This is a genomic window from Streptomyces sp. NPDC039462, assembly GCF_055639375.1.
In genome coordinates this window covers 1,692,903-1,707,922 of sequence record NZ_JBVKAO010000001.1, presented here as the reverse complement: position 1 = coordinate 1,707,922, position 15,020 = coordinate 1,692,903, and the positions used below count along the sequence as shown (strand labels likewise).

The following is a 15,020-nucleotide window of genomic DNA, read 5'->3' as shown; positions in this document are numbered from 1 at the left end:
CGCCAACATCCGGGCGTGGGCGGCCTGTTGAGGCACGGGAACGGCCCTGCCGCGCGTGCCCGGTCGGTGCGCGGGGTGACGCGAACCGACGCGCGTTGGCCGTGAACCGCGCTGCGCCGCGCGTCCGCACGGCGCACTCTGGTGCCATGGCCTGGCAGTCACCGATCGTCGTCCATCCGCCCGCCGACGCCGACGGCGGACGGCGGGTCACCGTGCGCGGACGGGAGGTCGGTGTCGCACACAGCGACCACGAGCTGACCGAGCTGCTGCGGCACGCGGGGCTCGGCGAGGCCGACATGGCGCTCGACGACCCGCACCTCGTCGAGTGGCGGGGCGGACCGCACGTGTGGACGAAGTCATGAAGCCGTCGTCGGCGGCGAGGACGTGAACCCGCGGTCCTCGCCGAGGACGTGAAGCCGCCACGCCGTCCCCGTCCCCCGACCGGCCCACACCATTGCCCCGTTCGCGCGACACGGATCGCGCGGACCTGGGCCACTATCTAGCGTTTCGGGCATCGAGGTGCATTTCAGGCATCAGCGGAAGAAGGTCCGCAACTGCTCCTCGTGGACCCGGAGGATTGATCATGCGCGCGATACGCGTCGCTTCGGCCGCCCTGCTCACCGCTTCCGCCCTCACCCTCACCGCCCCGACCGCGTCCGCGACCGCCCCCAGGGGCGAGGAGAACGTGACCGCGTTCGGCTTCAGCATCACCCCCAAGACGGTCGCCGCCGGCGGACAGGTCACCCTCAACGTCGACGGCTGCGACGGCGAGACCAAGGTCACCTCAGGCGTCTTCGACGACACGACCATCCCCAAGGGGCAGAAGTCCGCCACCGCCCACGTGTTCTGGGACGCGAAGCCCGGCGCGATGTACGAGGTGACGTTCACCTGTAACGGCAGCAACCCCGGCAGCGACAAGACCGACCTCACCATCGCCACCGGCCGCCCCGACGGCAACACCCGCCCTGACGGCAACACGCACCACAACCCGCAGAAGGGCGTCAAGGCCGGCGTCGGCGGCAGCCTGGGCGGACTCGACCTGCATGAGATCGCCCTCGGCGGCGCCCTGATCCTGGGCACCCTGGGTGCCGCGTACTACAAGACGCGCCGCCGCACCGGCGAGGGCAACTCCTGACCCGCCCGCCGCGGCGCTTCGCCCCCGGGCGTCTCCAGGTCCCGGGGGCGAAGGGCGGTCACCTGCCGTGCGAGCAGGGTGTACGCCGGGCACGGGGCGGAAGGGGTCGCGCCGGCCCGGCGGAGACTCAGATCTTGTTCTCGGAGCGGCGGCGCATCCAGAAGACGCCGCCGCCGACGAGCGCCGCCGTGACCAGGGCACCGCCGATGGCCATGTCGGTGCCGGTGGCCCCGGAGTTCGTGCTGCCGCCGAAGCCGCCGCGCACGCCGCCGTGGATGACGGTGAACGCCGCGGGGCGGGTCAGGGTCTTGCCGCCGCAGTGAGCGGTGATGTCATACGCGCCGGGGTGGGCGTGCGAGTGGACGACCGCGGTGGCGCTCGCCGTGGTGCCGCCCGCGATGCTGTGCAGCTTGGCGTCCGGGAAGGCGTGCGAGGTGATCTTGCTGCCGGGCGACTGGCAGGAGGATCCGTCGACGGTCACCGTCAGGTGGCCGCCTCTCGGGATCACGCTGGGCATCGCCACGATGTTGGTCGGGTCGGCCCACGCGGACGCGGTCGGGGCGGCGAGCCCGAGGGCCCCGACGGCCGCGGCGGCGACCGCGACGGCACGAGTGGTCCGCATACGAGAAGTACGCATGGCAATCCTCCGCGGAAGGCGCCCCGGGGATACCGTCCCCGGTCGATCGGCGAGAGCGCCTCCCAGACTGACCCTCAGATGCCGAGGTCAGGCCCGCATTTCGGCGCTCGGCCGTCCTGGTGAGACGACACGCCGGGGCGCGTCCGCGCAACCCGGCATCGCCGCAGGTCACGGACCGTCAGAAATTTCCTGCCCGGGGCGACTCGGATGGCGCACCCCGGCCCCGGAGCCACCCGTTCGCTCCCGCCCTTTCGCACGCCGCGTGCCCCGCGCTTAGCGTTTTGGTACGCGCTACGGACGCGGCACGTCTGCCGCGTCGAGAGGGGATAGAGAATGCCTTCGCCCCAGCCGGCCGACGATTTCGAATCCCAGGATCTCCAGGGTTTTCAGGAGGACGAAAAGCAGCGGAAGCGCGCCCCGTGGGGCGTGATGGCGCTTGTCCTGCTGACCGGTCTCGCGCTGATCCGCAACGGCTCGGGGGAATTCGACGTGGGCCCGCCGCAGCCCGCGTCCGCCGCTGCCGCGGACCGCGCTCCCGAGTCGGGCGACGGCGCTCCCGCGCCCCTGACGTTCTCGCCCGCGGAGCGCATCCGCATCAAGGGCATCCAGGTGGACGCGCCGATCATGCAGGTGGGGCTGGACTCCGAGGGCTGGGTGGACGCGCCGCCGCCGGGGGACCCTAATCTCGCCGGCTGGTTCACGGGCGCCGTGTCACCGGGTGAGACGGGCACCGCCGTGGTGGTCGGCCATGTGGACAACCAGCAGGGCCCCGCCGTCTTCTACGGCCTCGGTTCGCTGAAGAAGGGGCAGCGCGTCGAGGTCGAGCGCAGGGACAAGAAGACGGCCACTTTCGAGATCTACGGCGTCGAAGTGTTCGACAAGGACAATTTCCCGGGCGAGCGGGTCTACGGAAACAGCGGAACTCCGGAATTGCGCGTCATCACCTGCGGCGGCGGTTTCTCGAAGCACGCGGGATACGACGGGAATGTCGTGGTGTTCGCCCGCCTGGTCGCCGGAAGCTGACGCGGGACCGGGCCGGGCCGGTGTGCCGGTCCGCGGTTCAGACCAGGTGGGGGTGGGGCAGCGTGATGCGGTACCCGGAGTCCAGGAGTTCCGGAAGGTAGCTGCGCAGCGCCTCGACGCTGCCCGAGCGGTCGCCCCCCGCGTCGTGCGAGAGCACCACGACGCCCGGGCCCGCGCCCGCGCGGACGCGGCGCACGATGGTCCGCGCGCCGGGTTCGGTCCAGTCGAGGGTGTCGACCGTCCAGGCCAGCGGCTCCATGCCGAGTTGGGCGCCCAGCTGGAAGGCGTTGCGGTTCCACGCGCCGTAGGGGGCCCGGAACCACTCCGGGGGCGTACCGGTCACGTCCTCGATGACGTCGCAGGTGCGCTCGATCTCCTCGCGCATCGTGGCCCTGCCGAGGCGGGGCAGCAGCGGGTGGCTCCAGGTGTGGTTGCCGATCGCATGCCCGTCGTCGGCCATCTCGCGCAGCAGGTCCGGGCTCTCGGCGGCCATTTCGCCGCACACGAAGAACATCGCGCGGACGTCGTGCCGGCGCAGGGTCCGCAGGATGCCCGGGGTGAAGCTGGGATCGGGCCCGTCGTCGAATGTGAGGACCATCGACCGGTCGCGGCCCGGCATGCGCAGGATCGGTGCCTTGCGCACGTGGGACAGGGCCCTCGTGTGGCGCTGCGGGCCGCTGCCCGCGATGGGCCGCAGCCGGTACGCGGAGGGCTTGAGGGCGCGTGCGGCCTGCGGGCCCCCGGCGGGCGCCCGCCCGGTGGCGGTGGGACCGGGCGTGGCCGGTCCTTCCGTGCCCGCGCAGCCCGCGGTCGTGGCGAGCCCGAGGACCGCGGCGGCGCGGAGCAGCACCCGACGCCCTGGCGACAGCTGATCGTCTTTCATGACTAATCCGTCGCATGGGCGACAGCCCACCCGGAACATCAACACCCGCGGCGGGCCCCGAAAGCACCCGATCAGACGCGGCGGACGAGGGGGAAGGGGAGGGTCTCGCGGATGGTCAGGCCGGTGAGGAACATGACGAGCCGGTCGACGCCGATGCCGAGACCGCCGGTGGGCGGCATCGCGTACTCCAGGGCGTCGAGGAAGTCCTCGTCGAGCTCCATGGCCTCGGGGTCTCCCCCGGCGGCGCGCAGTGACTGCGCGGTGAGGCGGCGGCGCTGCTCCACGGGGTCGGTCAACTCGGAGTAGGCGGTGCCCAGTTCGGTGCCGAAGGCGACGAGGTCCCAGCGTTCGGCCAGGCGCGGGTCGGTGCGGTGCCGGCGGGTGAGCGGGGAGACGTCGGTCGGGAAGTCCTTGTAGAAGGTGGGCAGCTCCGTCCTCTCCTCGACGAGCCGCTCGTACATTTCGAGGACGACGTCGCCGCGGCCGTCGTCCGCCGTGTACGGGACGGCGGCCCGGTCGCAGAGCCGGTGCAGGGTCTCCGTCGGGGTGTCCGCGTCGATCTCCTCGCCGAGCGCCTCCGAGATCGCGCCGTAGACGGTCCTGACCGGCCAGGGTCCGGAGATGTCGTGCTCGACGCCGTCCTTGTACGCCACGGGTCTGCCGAAGGCGGCGGTCGCGGCGCCCTGGATGAGTTCGCGGGTGAGGTCGAGCATCACGTCGTAGTCGGCGAAGGCCTGGTAGGCCTCCAGCATCGTGAATTCGGGGTTGTGCTTGTAGGAGACGCCTTCGTTGCGGAAGGTGCGGCCCATCTCGAAGACCTTCTCCATGCCGCCGACGCAGAGCCGCTTCAGATACAGCTCGGGGGCGATGCGCAGGTGGAGGTCGAGGTCGTAGGCGTTGATGTGGGTGGTGAAGGGACGGGCGTTGGCGCCGCCGTGGATCTGCTGGAGCATCGGCGTCTCGACCTCCAGGTAGCCGCGGTCGAGGAGGCCCTGGCGCAGGGCCTGGACGGCGGTGGAGCGGGCCCGGACCACGTCGCGTGCGCCGGGGCTCGCGATGAGGTCGAGGTAGCGGCGGCGCACCTTGGCCTCGGGGTCGGTCAGGCCCCGGCGTTTGTCGGGCAGCGGGCGCAGGCACTTGCCGGTGAGCCGCCAGTCGGTGACGAAGACGGTGAGCTCGCCCCGGTCGCTGGTGCCGACCGTGCCGGTGGCGGTGATGTGGTCGCCGATGTCGGTGCCGGTGGTGAAGCGGTTCAGGGTCCCGGGGCCCGAGGTGGCGCGGGTGAGGGCGAGCTGGCGGTCGCCGGACCAGTCGCGCAGGACGGCGAAGACGACGCCGCCGAAGTCGCGTACGAGCATGACGCGGCCGGCGACGGTGACCTGATCGCCCGTCATGCCGGGGTGGATGCCGGCGAGTTCGTGGGTGCGTGGGGGCAGGCCGACCGGATAGGGGTCGATGCCCGCGGAGCGCAGCCGGTCGAGTTTGCGGTGGCGGATGCGGATCTGTTCCGGGAGCTTCGACGTGGGGTCGGCGTCGGCGGTGTCGTCCCGGCCCGCGAGGCCGAGTGCGGCGATGGAGGGGAGGCCCTCGGTGGTGGCGGGCCGGTTGACGCCGCGGGGCTTGTGGCCGTTGCCCCACAGCTTGCGCAGGGACGGCACGGAGACGAAGCCCTCGGCGATGCCGGAGGCGAGGCTGATGCGGGCGAGGGCGCCGCTGTCGCCGTAGCAGATGAAGCGCGGGTACCACTCGGGGTGGTACTTGGCGTTCGAGCGGTAGAGCGCTTCGAGCTGCCACCACTTGGAGAAGAACAGGAGCAGTCTGCGCCACAGCCGCAGCACCGGGCCCGCGCCGATCCGGCCGCCCTCCTCGAAGACCGAGCGGAACACCGCGAAGTTCAGGGAGATGCGGCGCACGCCGGACCTGGGCGCCGCCGCGCACAGTTCGGCGACCATGAACTCCATGACGCCGTTGGGCGCGGCGCGGTCGCGGCGCATCAGGTCAAGGGAGATGCCGTCCCTGCCCCACGGGACGAGGGAGAGCAGCGCGAGGAGCCTGCCGTCGGCGTCCAGGGCCTCGACGAGGAGGCAGTCGCCGTCCTCGGGGTCGCCGAGCCGGTCGAGGGCCATGGAGAAGCCGCGCTCGGTCTCGGTGTCCCGCCAGGCGTCGGCCTTGTCGACGATCTCCTCCATCTCCTCGTCGGTGAGCATGGAGTGGCGGCGGATGCGGGCGGTGGCGCCGGTGCGGCGGACGCGGTTCACGGCCTGGCGGGTGACGCGCATGTCGCGGCCGTCCAGGTCGAAGTCGGCGACGTGCAGGATCGCCTCGTCGCCGAGCTGCAGCGCGCCGAGCCCGGCGCGGGCGTACGCGGTGGCGCCGTCCTCGGATGCGCCCATCACCGCGGGGGCCCAGGCGTACCGCCGGGCCACGTCCAGCCAGGCGGCGATGGCGTGCGGCCAGGCCTCGCGGTCGCCGACGGGGTCGCCGCTGGCCAGGCAGACGCCGGCCTCGACGCGGTAGGTGACGGCGGCCTTGCCGCTGGGCGAGAAGACGACGGCCTTGTCGCGCCGGGTGGCGAAGTAGCCGAGCGAGTCCTGGTCGCCGTAGGCGCCGAGGAGGGCGCGGATGCGGGGTTCCTCGTCGCCGTGCAGGGCCGCTTCCATGCGCTGGGAGCGGAAGAGCGTGGCGGCGGCGTTCAGCAGGGCGAGGGCGCCGAACAGGCCGAGCCAGAAGTACAGGGTGCGCGAGGGTGTGCCGTCGAAGTAGTCGTGGCCGTGGATCAGCCCGCCGCAGACCCGGTTCGCCGCCCAGAGCAGCCGCTCGCCGCGCACCAGCGTGCCGGGGAACAGCTCCACCAGACCCCAGCCGAGCAGGATCGCGAGGCCGAGGCCCGCGACGAGCACCGCGAGGGCCCGCCGGACGGCGCCGCGCCGGGAGTCCGCGGAGAACTCCTTGCGGGCCAGGATCAGCAGGACGAAGGCGGCGCCGCAGACGACGAAGGAGGGCAGGGACTCGGCCCAGTAGCCGAGGGCCGCGCCGAGCACGTCGAAGGCGAGGAGAAGGCCCAAATAGGTGACGATGAGCCACCAGGTGACCTTCTTGCGGGCGGCGGTCGCGGCGGCGAGCAGGAAGAGGAAGACGGCGTACGCGAGGTTCGCGCTGACCGGGACCGTGACGAGGTCCAAGAAGCGAATGACGGGCATGAGCAGGCGGCGCAGCGGCGCGATGACGGCGAGGACCGCGCAGAAGACGCCGAGGGCTCCGAAGAAGGCGGCGAACCCTTCGGGGACGCGGCCGAGGAAGCCGTCTCGGGAGCGTATCCGCCCGCCGGACGCGGGCGCCTCCGTGCTGACCGTCATGGGCACGACTCTAGGAAGAGGTGCGCCGGGGCGCGCGCCGAGAGCGGCGGGACGGGGCACGGCCGCCCGGAACACAGGCGGTACGACTGCCTCCGCTAACCTCTCGGCGTGAGTGCAGACCAGTCCCAGCAGTTCGAACGCGGCACCGACGGGCCCAAGGTGATCGTGGTCGGAGTCGATGGTTCCGATTCATCGCTCCGCGCGGCGGCATATGCCGGCGGCCTGGCCCGGCGGCAGCGGGCGCTGCTCGCCGTCGTATACATCCAGCCGGTGCTCGCCGCGGGCGCCGCGTTCGGTGTGCCGGTCGCCGAGACCACCGACGAGATCGCCGAGGGGCTGATCGCGGAGATCCGGGCCGCGACGGAGCGGGTGAAGGACATATTCGACGTCCGGTGGGAGTTCCACACGTTCCGCGGCGACCCCTACACCGGCCTGGTCACCGCAGCGGACGACCTGAAGGCCGACGCCGTCGTGGTCGGCGCCTCCGAGCAGGCGGGCCACCGCATCGTCGGTTCGGTCGCCGTCCGCCTCGTGAAGGCCGGCCGGTGGCCGGTGACCGTGGTGCCGTGAGCCGCGCGCGCACCTGAATGGCCCCCGCCGTGACGCCCCGGCGGACGCCCGAGGTGTGGCGTCTTCCGTCGCGCCCCGGGCTGGGCCATCATGATCCGCCATCAGCCGACTGCCGTCTGCGAAGAGGTGGAGATCATGTCGGGACTCCGGATGGGACAGGGCGTACTGCGCCGCAAGCCCATCGAGCACATCGACGAGACGGAGACGGGGGCGGGCGGCGGGCTCGCGAAGACCCTCGGACTCTGGCAGCTCACCGCGATCGGTGTCGGCGGCATCATCGGTGCCGGCATCTTCAGCCTCGCCGGCGCCGTGGCGAACGGCACGGCGGGCCCCGCGGTGCTGATCTCCTTCCTGATCGCGGGGGTCGCGAGCGCGGCCGCCGCCTTCTCGTACGCCGAGTTCGCGGGCATGATCCCGAAGGCCGGGTCGGCGTACACCTACGGCTATGTGGTGCTCGGCGAGCTGACCGGCTGGTTCATCGGCTGGGACCTGCTGCTGGAGTACACCGCCATCGTGGCGGTCGTCGCGATCGGCATCTCCGGCTACTTCGGCTTCCTGGTCGAGGAGCTGGGGGCCGAGCTGCCGAGCTGGATGATGGGCGCGCCGGGCACCGGCGACGGGCACAAGGTCGACCTGTTCGCCGCGGTGCTGTGCCTGTTCATCGCGTATCTGCTGACCCTCGGCATCAAGAACGCCGCGCGCTTCGAGATGATCGTGGTCGTGCTGAAGGTGATCGTGGTGCTCCTCGTGATCGCGGTCGGCTTCTTCCACATCGAGACCGGCAACTACGAGCCGTTCTTCCCGTACGGGATCAGCGGCGCGTTCACGGGCGCGGCGACCGTCTTCTTCGCGGTCTTCGGTTACGACGCGATGAGTACGGCCGCGGAGGAGTCCAAGGACGCGCAGCGGCACATGCCGAAGGCGATCCTCTACTCCCTCGCCATCTCGATGGTGCTGTACGTGCTCGCCTGCCTGGTCCTGACGGGCATGCAGAGCTACAAGGACGTCGACCCGGAGAGCGGCTTCTCCACGGCGTTCAAGTCGGTGGGGCTCGGCGGTCTCGCGGACGTCATCGCGGTGGGCGCGATCATCGGCATCCTCACGGTGATGTTCACGTTCATGCTGGGCTGCACCCGGGTGTGGTTCAGCATGTCGCGCGACGGCCTCCTTCCCAAGTGGTTCGCCAAGACGCACCCGACCCGGCACGTGCCGACGCGCGTGACCTGGATCGTGGGGATCGCGTCGGCCGCCATCGCCGGGTTCCTGCCGATCGGCGAGGCGGCCGAACTGACCAACATCGGCATCCTGTTGGCGTTCGTCGTGGTGTGCGTCGCGGTGATCGTGCTGCGCTACAAGCGCCCTGATCTGCCGCGCACCTTCCGCTGCCCGGGGATGCCGGTGGTACCCGCGATCGGAGTGATCTTCTCCATCTGGCTGATCACGTTCCTGCAGTGGCAGACCTGGGCGCGGTTCGCCGTGTGGTTCGCGCTCGGTCTCGTCGTGTACTTCGGGTACTCCTACCGGAAGTCGGAGCTGGCGAAGGCGGAGCGCGGCACCGGGGCGTGACGCGGGTCTACTTGCCCATGACGAGGCCGTGCTTGCCCGCGCCGCGGCTCAGGACGACACGGCGGATGCGGTCGCGTACGTCGCGTACGTCGGCGCCGCGGTCCAGCGCCCGGTTGAGGTTGACGACGCGCATGTCGTCCGGGTCGAACCACATCGGCAGGAACTCGGCCTTCGTCACCTGCCAGCGGGCGCCGGGACGCGCGGGCGGAGCGAAGGTGAAGCGGCCGATGGTGCCCTGGTTGCCGCGCGGGTCGTCGTCGCCCTCGTGGTTGACCATCTCGCCGGCGATCTGGTCGCCCATGCCGTAGATCACCCAGGTGCCGTTCACCTTCTCGTAGGCCTGCGGGACGTGGGCGTGCGTGCCGAGGATGAGGTCGATGTCCGGGCGCCCGCCCGTCCGCGACGCCGTGAGCTGCTTGCCGAGCCGCAGCTGCTGCCGGTCGGGCTCGTCCTGCCACTCCGTTCCCCAGTGCAGGCTGACGACCACGACGTCGGCGCCCGACTTCCGGGCCCGCCGGGCATCCGCGACGATCTTGGCGCGGTCGATGAGGTCGACCGACCAGGGCTTGCCCTTGGGGAGCGGATAGCCGTTCGTGCCGTAGGTGTACGCGAGCTGCGCGACCTTGGCGTCGCCCGCGCGGAGCCACGCCGGTTTCTTGTCCTCGGCGGCCGAGCGGGCCGAACCCACGTGCTTGACGCCCGCCTTGTCGAGCGCGTCGAGGGTGCGGCGCACCCCTGCCGCGCCGTCGTCGAGGGTGTGGTTGGAGGCGGTGGAGCACGAGTCGTACCCGGTGGCCTTGAGGGCGCGGGCCACCTGGGGCGGCGACTTGAAGGCGGGGTAGCCGCTGTAGTCGCCGTCCGCTCCGTAGACGGTCTCCATGTGGCAGATCGCCAGATCGGCCTTGCGGATGACGGGCCTGGCGCCCGCGAGCATCGGGGCGAAGTCGTAGCCGTCGCCGTCCGCGTCGGCGCGGGCCTTGCGGATGACCGAGGCGTGCGGCAGGACGTCTCCGGAGGCGGCGAGCGTGAAGCCGCGCCGGTCGGCCGCGGCCATCCCGGCCGGGGAGTGGGCCGGGGCCGGGACCGAGGAGCACGCTGTCGTGCCCGCGGCGCCCGCGATCAGGAGGGCCGCAGCGGCGGCTGTCGCGGGGCGCGGGCGCAGTGCCCGCGGTCCGTTTCTCGAGGTGACGGTGGTTCGTGTGTGCCGTGTGGTCCGTGCGTGCTGCTTCATGCTCGGGCTCCGTCGGTGGGGGCGATATCCAGCCAGACGAATCCACATACGGAATTATCGGATAATCAAGCAGCAAGGCCGCTGTAGTCGCTGAAACGGCGTCAAACGGCACCGCCTGTGACGCGAACAACACACAGCGGCTCACCTGCGGTGAAACCGGGGCCCGGGTCAAGCCTCCGTAAAGCCCCTTGCTCCGCACCCCTTGCGGGTAATCGGCTGTCCTCACCGTGTGCCGGATTGGGGGGCCAGAGCCGGAGCGCGCGCGGACCGGAGGAAGGCGGAACGGATGCGGCACGAGAGCAGAGGGAACGCGGACGGCCCCAAGGAGGGCGGACTGGCTGTCCCCATGGCGTGGTTGTACGCCGAGTACATCGCCGACGAGCTGCTGCGCACCGGCGATCTGATGCCGCCCACGTCCTTCGAGTACCGGGCGGGGCGCGACGCCCTCGCGCTGACGATCTTCCTGTCGGACAGCGAGGGCGAGCTGTCCGGAATCCGCGTGATCTCCCAGTTGGAGACCTGGCTGAGCCTGACCGCGTACGGCCAGCCGTGGCAGGACTGGGTGCGCGAGCGGATGGCGCTCCGCACGGCGGACGCCGTCGCCACGGGCGGCCCCCGGCCCGACCTGGAGCTCGCCGACCGGGCGTGGCGCTGGCTGCAGGAGACCGAGCTGCTCGCCCCCGACCTGGACGCGGTGCCCGGCCGCGGCGGGCAGGGCGAGGAGGACGGGCCGAAGGTGTGGACGCCCGCGTGGCGGCTCGGGCTGCCGCTGAGCCACCTGGCGATCCATCTGTTCTGAGCGGGCCGTGGCCTTGAATGATTCGGCGGTCCGCTGCGTACCGGAGGAGGAACACCAGCACCCGGCAGCGACACCGAACGGCAAGGATCGCCATGAGGCCCCTGGAGCGGCATCGTGACGCGGGCGCCTACGCGCTCGGCGTACTGGACGAGGCGGACGCCTTCCGCTTCGAGGATCACCTCGTGGGCTGCCCCGCCTGCCTCTTCTCGCTCGACGAACTCCATACGGCAGCCCTCCAGTTGGAGCTGTACGGGCGGGTGACACCGACGCCCGTCGAGCCGTTCGCCGCGCCCTCTCCGGGCCTGCTGGACCGCCTCCTGCGAGAGGCGGGGCGGCTGCACGGCGCGCGGCGCGGGCGGCGGCTGTGCGGCGTCGCCGTCGGGGTCGTGCTGGCCCTCGGCGCCCCCGCCGTGACCGTCGTGACGGCGAACCAGCCGAGCCCGGTGCGGATCAGCGCGCGGGACGCCCGCAGCGGGGTCTCGGCCACGCTGACCGCCCGGGACCGGGCCTGGGGCGCGGAGATCGGGCTCACGGTGCGGGACGCGGCGGCCGACGGGCGGGTCTGCGAACTGGTCGCCGTCGGCACCGACGGCTCCGAGCAGACCGTCACGACGTGGCGGGTCCCCGCGCCGACCGTGCGCACCCGGGGCGCCGCTGCCCTGCGCACCGGGCAGACGGAGCGGTACGAAGTGCGCACCGCCGACGGGGAGCCGCTCCTGACCCTGCCGCGCCCGTGACCGGCGCCGCTATTTCAGCAGCCGGGACAGCCGCCGGTCCGCGAGCAGCTTCCCGCCCGTCTGGCACGTCGGGCAGTACTGCAGCGAGGAGTCGGCGAAGGAGACCTCCCTGATCGTGTCGCCGCACACCGGGCACGGCTCGCCGGTGCGGCCGTGCACGCGCAGACCGCTCTTCTTCTCCGACTTGAGGCGGCCCGCCGCGACCCCGCGCGAGCGCTCCACCGCCTCGGTCAGCGTAGCCAGCAGCGCCACATGCAGCCCATGGACTTCCTCCTCGGTGAGGCTCGACGTGAGCCGGAACGGGGACATGCGGGCCGCGTGCAGGATCTCGTCGCTGTACGCGTTTCCGATGCCCGCGATCAGGCTCTGGTCCCGCAACGCCCCCTTGATCTGGCGCCGTTCACCCGCCAGGAGGCGGGCGAACCGCTCTTCGTCGAAGTCGGCGGCCAGCGGGTCGGGGCCGAGGCGCGCGATGCCCGGCAGCTCCCCCGGCGCCCGCGTGACGTACACCGCCAGGCGCTTCTGGGTGCCCGCCTCCGTGAGGTCGAAGCCCTCCCCCGTCTCCAGGGCCACGCGCAGCGCCAGCGGGCCCTTGCCGGGGCGCGGTACGCCGTCGGGGAGCCGGTCGTGCCACCGCAGCCAGCCCGCCCGGGCGAGGTGCGTGACGAGGTGCGTGCCGTCGGCGTCGATGTCCAGGAACTTGCCGTGCCGCTCCACGGCGGTGACGGCGCGTCCTTCGAGGGCGGTGAGCGGTGGGTCGTACGTCTTGAGGACGCTGATCGCGGTGGGCAGGACGCGCACGATCTCCCGGCCGACCAGATGGACCGTCAGGAACTCTCGCAGCGCTTCCACTTCGGGCAGTTCCGGCATCGTTCTCCCTCACCTCCGCGCTCTGCCCGCGGGCACGACGAACTCGCACCACACGCACTTGCCGCTGCCGCGGGCGTCCACGCCCCACACGTCCGCGAGCCGGTCCACCAGGAGCAGGCCGCGGCCCGACACCCCGGACTCGCCGGCGTCGCGGCGGCGCGGCAGAGCGCTGGACGAGTCCTCCACGTCGACGCGCAGCCGCCGGTCGGTGCCGCTCAGGACCCGCACGGTCACGACCGCGGAACCGTCGGTGTGCATCAGGGCGTTGGTGATCATCTCGTCGGCGACCAGCTCGATCTCGTCGGCCCGCTCGCCCGCGCCCCAGGCCCGCACCGCGGCCCGGATCATGTGCCGGGCCTCGGCGAGCGCCTCCGGGTCGCTCGGCGCGACGTGCTGCCGCAGGCGGCCGCCCGAGCGGGGCGCGTCGGCCGGGCGGCGGCGCAGCAGGAGGAGCGCGGCGTCGTCGTCCCCGCCGCGGCCGTCGACGATGCCGCAGAGCCGGTCGGCGAGCCGCTGCAGGTCCCGGGGGCCGACGGCGGCGAGCTCCGCCAGGGCCCGCATGCCGTCGTCGAGGTCGGCGCCCGGTACTTCCACGAGGCCGTCGGTGCACAGCAGCAAGGTCTGTTCCGCGTCGAGATCGAGAGTCGTGACCGGATAGTCGAGCCGCCCGAACTCGGCGGACAGGCCGAGCGGCAGGCCGCCGTCGACCGGCACCCGCCGGGAGGATCCGTCGGCGAGCAGGACGAGCGGGTCGAGGTGTCCGGCCCGCACCAGCTGCACCACACCGGTCGACAGGTCCGCCTCCGCGTACAGGCAGGTGGCGAAGCGCTCGGTGTCCAGCTCGTGCAGGAAGCCGGAGGCGCGGGCCATGACGGTGGCGGGCGTGTGTCCTTCGGCGGCGTACGCGCGAAGGACGATGCGGAGCTGGCCCATGACGGCGGCCGCGTGGGTGTCGTGGCCCTGCACGTCGCCGATGACGGCGCCGACGCGGCCCCCGGGCAGCGGGATCACGTCGTACCAGTCGCCGCCGATGTCCCGGCCGAGCGCCGCGGAGCGGTACCGGACGGCGATCTCCGCACCCCGCACGCCGGGGATGGTGCGCGGCAGCATGGCCTGCTGGAGGCCCTGGGCGAGGTCCTTCTCCTGCTCGTAGAACATGGCGCGCTGCAGGCTCTGCGCGATGCTGCTGCTGAGCGCCACCAGGACGTTGCGCTCCTCCTCGGTGAAGCCGGTCTTGTCCTGGTAGAGCAGGCCGAGCGCGCCGATGGGGCGGGCCTGCGCGATCAGCGGGAGGTAGGCGGCCGCGGTGATGCCGAGTTCGTCGATGTGCGGCCAGAGCAGCGGGTAGGACTCGGCGAAGTCGTCGGCCGTCTCGATGTAGCGCGGCGCGAGGGTGCGGACGACCTCGCTCATCGGGTACTCCTCGTCGATGCCCGTGAGACGGGTGCCGGGCACGAAGCTGCCCGCGGGCCCCTCGGCGACGAGGCGGATGCGGCCCGCCTCGACGAGCCCCATGACGAGGTTCGACGCCCCCAGGTGGGCGAGGCCGTGGGTGTCCCGGAGCACGTCGATGACGTCCCGCACCGTGCGGGCGTGCGCGAGGGCCGCCGTGGTGCCCTGGACGAGGCTGGTGGTGCGGCGCCGCTCGGCCTCCTCGTCGGCCCGCTCGCGCAGCGCGGCGGGGCTGTCGCCCAGCTCCCGGGTGGCGTCTCTGACGATGCCCACGATGCGGCGGGGCCGGCCGGTGGCGTCCCGCTGGATGCAGCCCTGCGTGTGGGTCCAGCGCAGCGCGCCGGTGCGGCAGCGGATCCGGAAGTACGCGCCGTACGTGTCGCTGCCGTCCTTGAGGGCGTGCGAGACGATCTGGTCCAGGCGGTGCCCCTCGACGGTCGGGACGCGGAAGGCGAGGGTCTCTGGCCGGTTGTCGTACTCCTCGGGGCGCACGTCGAAGACCTCGTGGGCCGTGGCGTCCATGGTCATCAGGCCCGTGTCCAGGTCCCAGTCGAAGCGGCCCATGCGCAGCGCGGCCCCGTACAGCGCGAGGAAACAGCCGGCCGGCTCCCCGGCCGGCTGTCCGCAGCGGCATTGCCCCGCCGGGTCGTGCTCCATGGGCCCACGCTAGGCGGAGGCCCCCGGGCGCGCACGCGGGAGAGGCGGTGCCCCACTGGTGAGCACCGCCCCCGCTACGTGTCGGGCACCGCCCTTGCTACGTG

General features: G+C 72.3%; 13 protein-coding genes. 7 read left to right on the top strand and 6 right to left on the bottom strand.

Going from position 1 to position 15,020, the window contains the following annotated elements; all coding sequences use genetic code 11:
• The first annotated feature begins 146 nt into the window (after positions 1-146).
• Positions 147-362 (top strand): hypothetical protein, encoded by a 216-nt coding sequence (locus ACZ7LU_RS07075; protein WP_471915955.1) that lies wholly within the window; start codon positions 147-149, stop codon positions 360-362.
• Positions 363-583: 221 nt separating this feature from the next.
• A complete protein-coding gene (locus ACZ7LU_RS07070) occupies positions 584-1,135 on the top strand; it encodes a hypothetical protein (protein ID WP_468559117.1) in 552 nt (183 codons plus the stop codon).
• A gap of 127 nt (positions 1,136-1,262) precedes the next feature.
• On the opposite strand, the gene ACZ7LU_RS07065 is transcribed toward ACZ7LU_RS07070, so the two are convergent.
• Positions 1,263-1,757: a hypothetical protein gene (locus ACZ7LU_RS07065; RefSeq protein WP_468085005.1), complete on the bottom strand. Its 495-nt coding sequence runs from the start codon at positions 1,755-1,757 to the stop codon at positions 1,263-1,265.
• Positions 1,758-2,105: 348 nt separating this feature from the next.
• Between ACZ7LU_RS07065 and ACZ7LU_RS07060 the strand changes: the two genes are divergently transcribed.
• Entirely contained in the window at positions 2,106-2,795 is a 690-nt protein-coding gene (locus ACZ7LU_RS07060; protein WP_398298750.1) for a class F sortase, read from the top strand.
• Positions 2,796-2,832: 37 nt separating this feature from the next.
• Here the strand turns inward: ACZ7LU_RS07060 and ACZ7LU_RS07055 are convergent, their stop codons facing one another.
• Together ACZ7LU_RS07055 and lysX are read right to left on the bottom strand one after the other, a co-directional pair.
• Positions 2,833-3,678, bottom strand: coding sequence for a polysaccharide deacetylase family protein (locus ACZ7LU_RS07055; RefSeq protein ID WP_471915954.1), 846 nt, complete (start codon positions 3,676-3,678; stop codon positions 2,833-2,835).
• Positions 3,679-3,749: 71 nt separating this feature from the next.
• Complete coding sequence (gene lysX / locus ACZ7LU_RS07050; RefSeq protein ID WP_471915953.1) at positions 3,750-7,034, bottom strand: bifunctional lysylphosphatidylglycerol synthetase/lysine--tRNA ligase LysX; 3,285 nt, start codon at positions 7,032-7,034, stop codon at positions 3,750-3,752.
• 108 nt (positions 7,035-7,142) lie between these two features.
• Between lysX and ACZ7LU_RS07045 the strand changes: the two genes are divergently transcribed.
• Complete coding sequence (locus tag ACZ7LU_RS07045) at positions 7,143-7,604, top strand: universal stress protein (protein ID WP_362989340.1); 462 nt, start codon at positions 7,143-7,145, stop codon at positions 7,602-7,604.
• A 135-nt stretch (positions 7,605-7,739) separates the two neighbouring features.
• Positions 7,740-9,170: an amino acid permease gene (locus ACZ7LU_RS07040; RefSeq protein ID WP_471915952.1), complete on the top strand. Its 1,431-nt coding sequence runs from the start codon at positions 7,740-7,742 to the stop codon at positions 9,168-9,170.
• Between the two features lie 7 nt (positions 9,171-9,177).
• Here the strand turns inward: ACZ7LU_RS07040 and ACZ7LU_RS07035 are convergent, their stop codons facing one another.
• On the bottom strand, positions 9,178-10,401 hold the full coding sequence (locus ACZ7LU_RS07035; RefSeq protein ID WP_471915951.1) for a CapA family protein: 1,224 nt from the start codon (positions 10,399-10,401) through the stop codon (positions 9,178-9,180).
• A gap of 286 nt (positions 10,402-10,687) precedes the next feature.
• On the opposite strand from ACZ7LU_RS07035, the gene ACZ7LU_RS07030 reads away from it, so the two are divergent.
• Together ACZ7LU_RS07030 and ACZ7LU_RS07025 are read left to right on the top strand one after the other, a co-directional pair.
• Positions 10,688-11,200, top strand: coding sequence for a hypothetical protein (locus tag ACZ7LU_RS07030; protein WP_471915950.1), 513 nt, complete (start codon positions 10,688-10,690; stop codon positions 11,198-11,200).
• A gap of 92 nt (positions 11,201-11,292) precedes the next feature.
• A complete protein-coding gene (locus ACZ7LU_RS07025; protein ID WP_471915949.1) occupies positions 11,293-11,937 on the top strand; it encodes a zf-HC2 domain-containing protein in 645 nt (214 codons plus the stop codon).
• Positions 11,938-11,946: 9 nt separating this feature from the next.
• Here the strand turns inward: ACZ7LU_RS07025 and ACZ7LU_RS07020 are convergent, their stop codons facing one another.
• Both ACZ7LU_RS07020 and ACZ7LU_RS07015 read right to left on the bottom strand, forming a co-directional pair.
• On the bottom strand, positions 11,947-12,807 hold the full coding sequence (locus ACZ7LU_RS07020; protein ID WP_471915948.1) for an Fpg/Nei family DNA glycosylase: 861 nt from the start codon (positions 12,805-12,807) through the stop codon (positions 11,947-11,949).
• 9 nt (positions 12,808-12,816) lie between these two features.
• On the bottom strand, positions 12,817-14,916 hold the full coding sequence (locus tag ACZ7LU_RS07015; protein WP_398298766.1) for a SpoIIE family protein phosphatase: 2,100 nt from the start codon (positions 14,914-14,916) through the stop codon (positions 12,817-12,819).
• Positions 14,917-15,020: the final 104 nt, after the last annotated feature.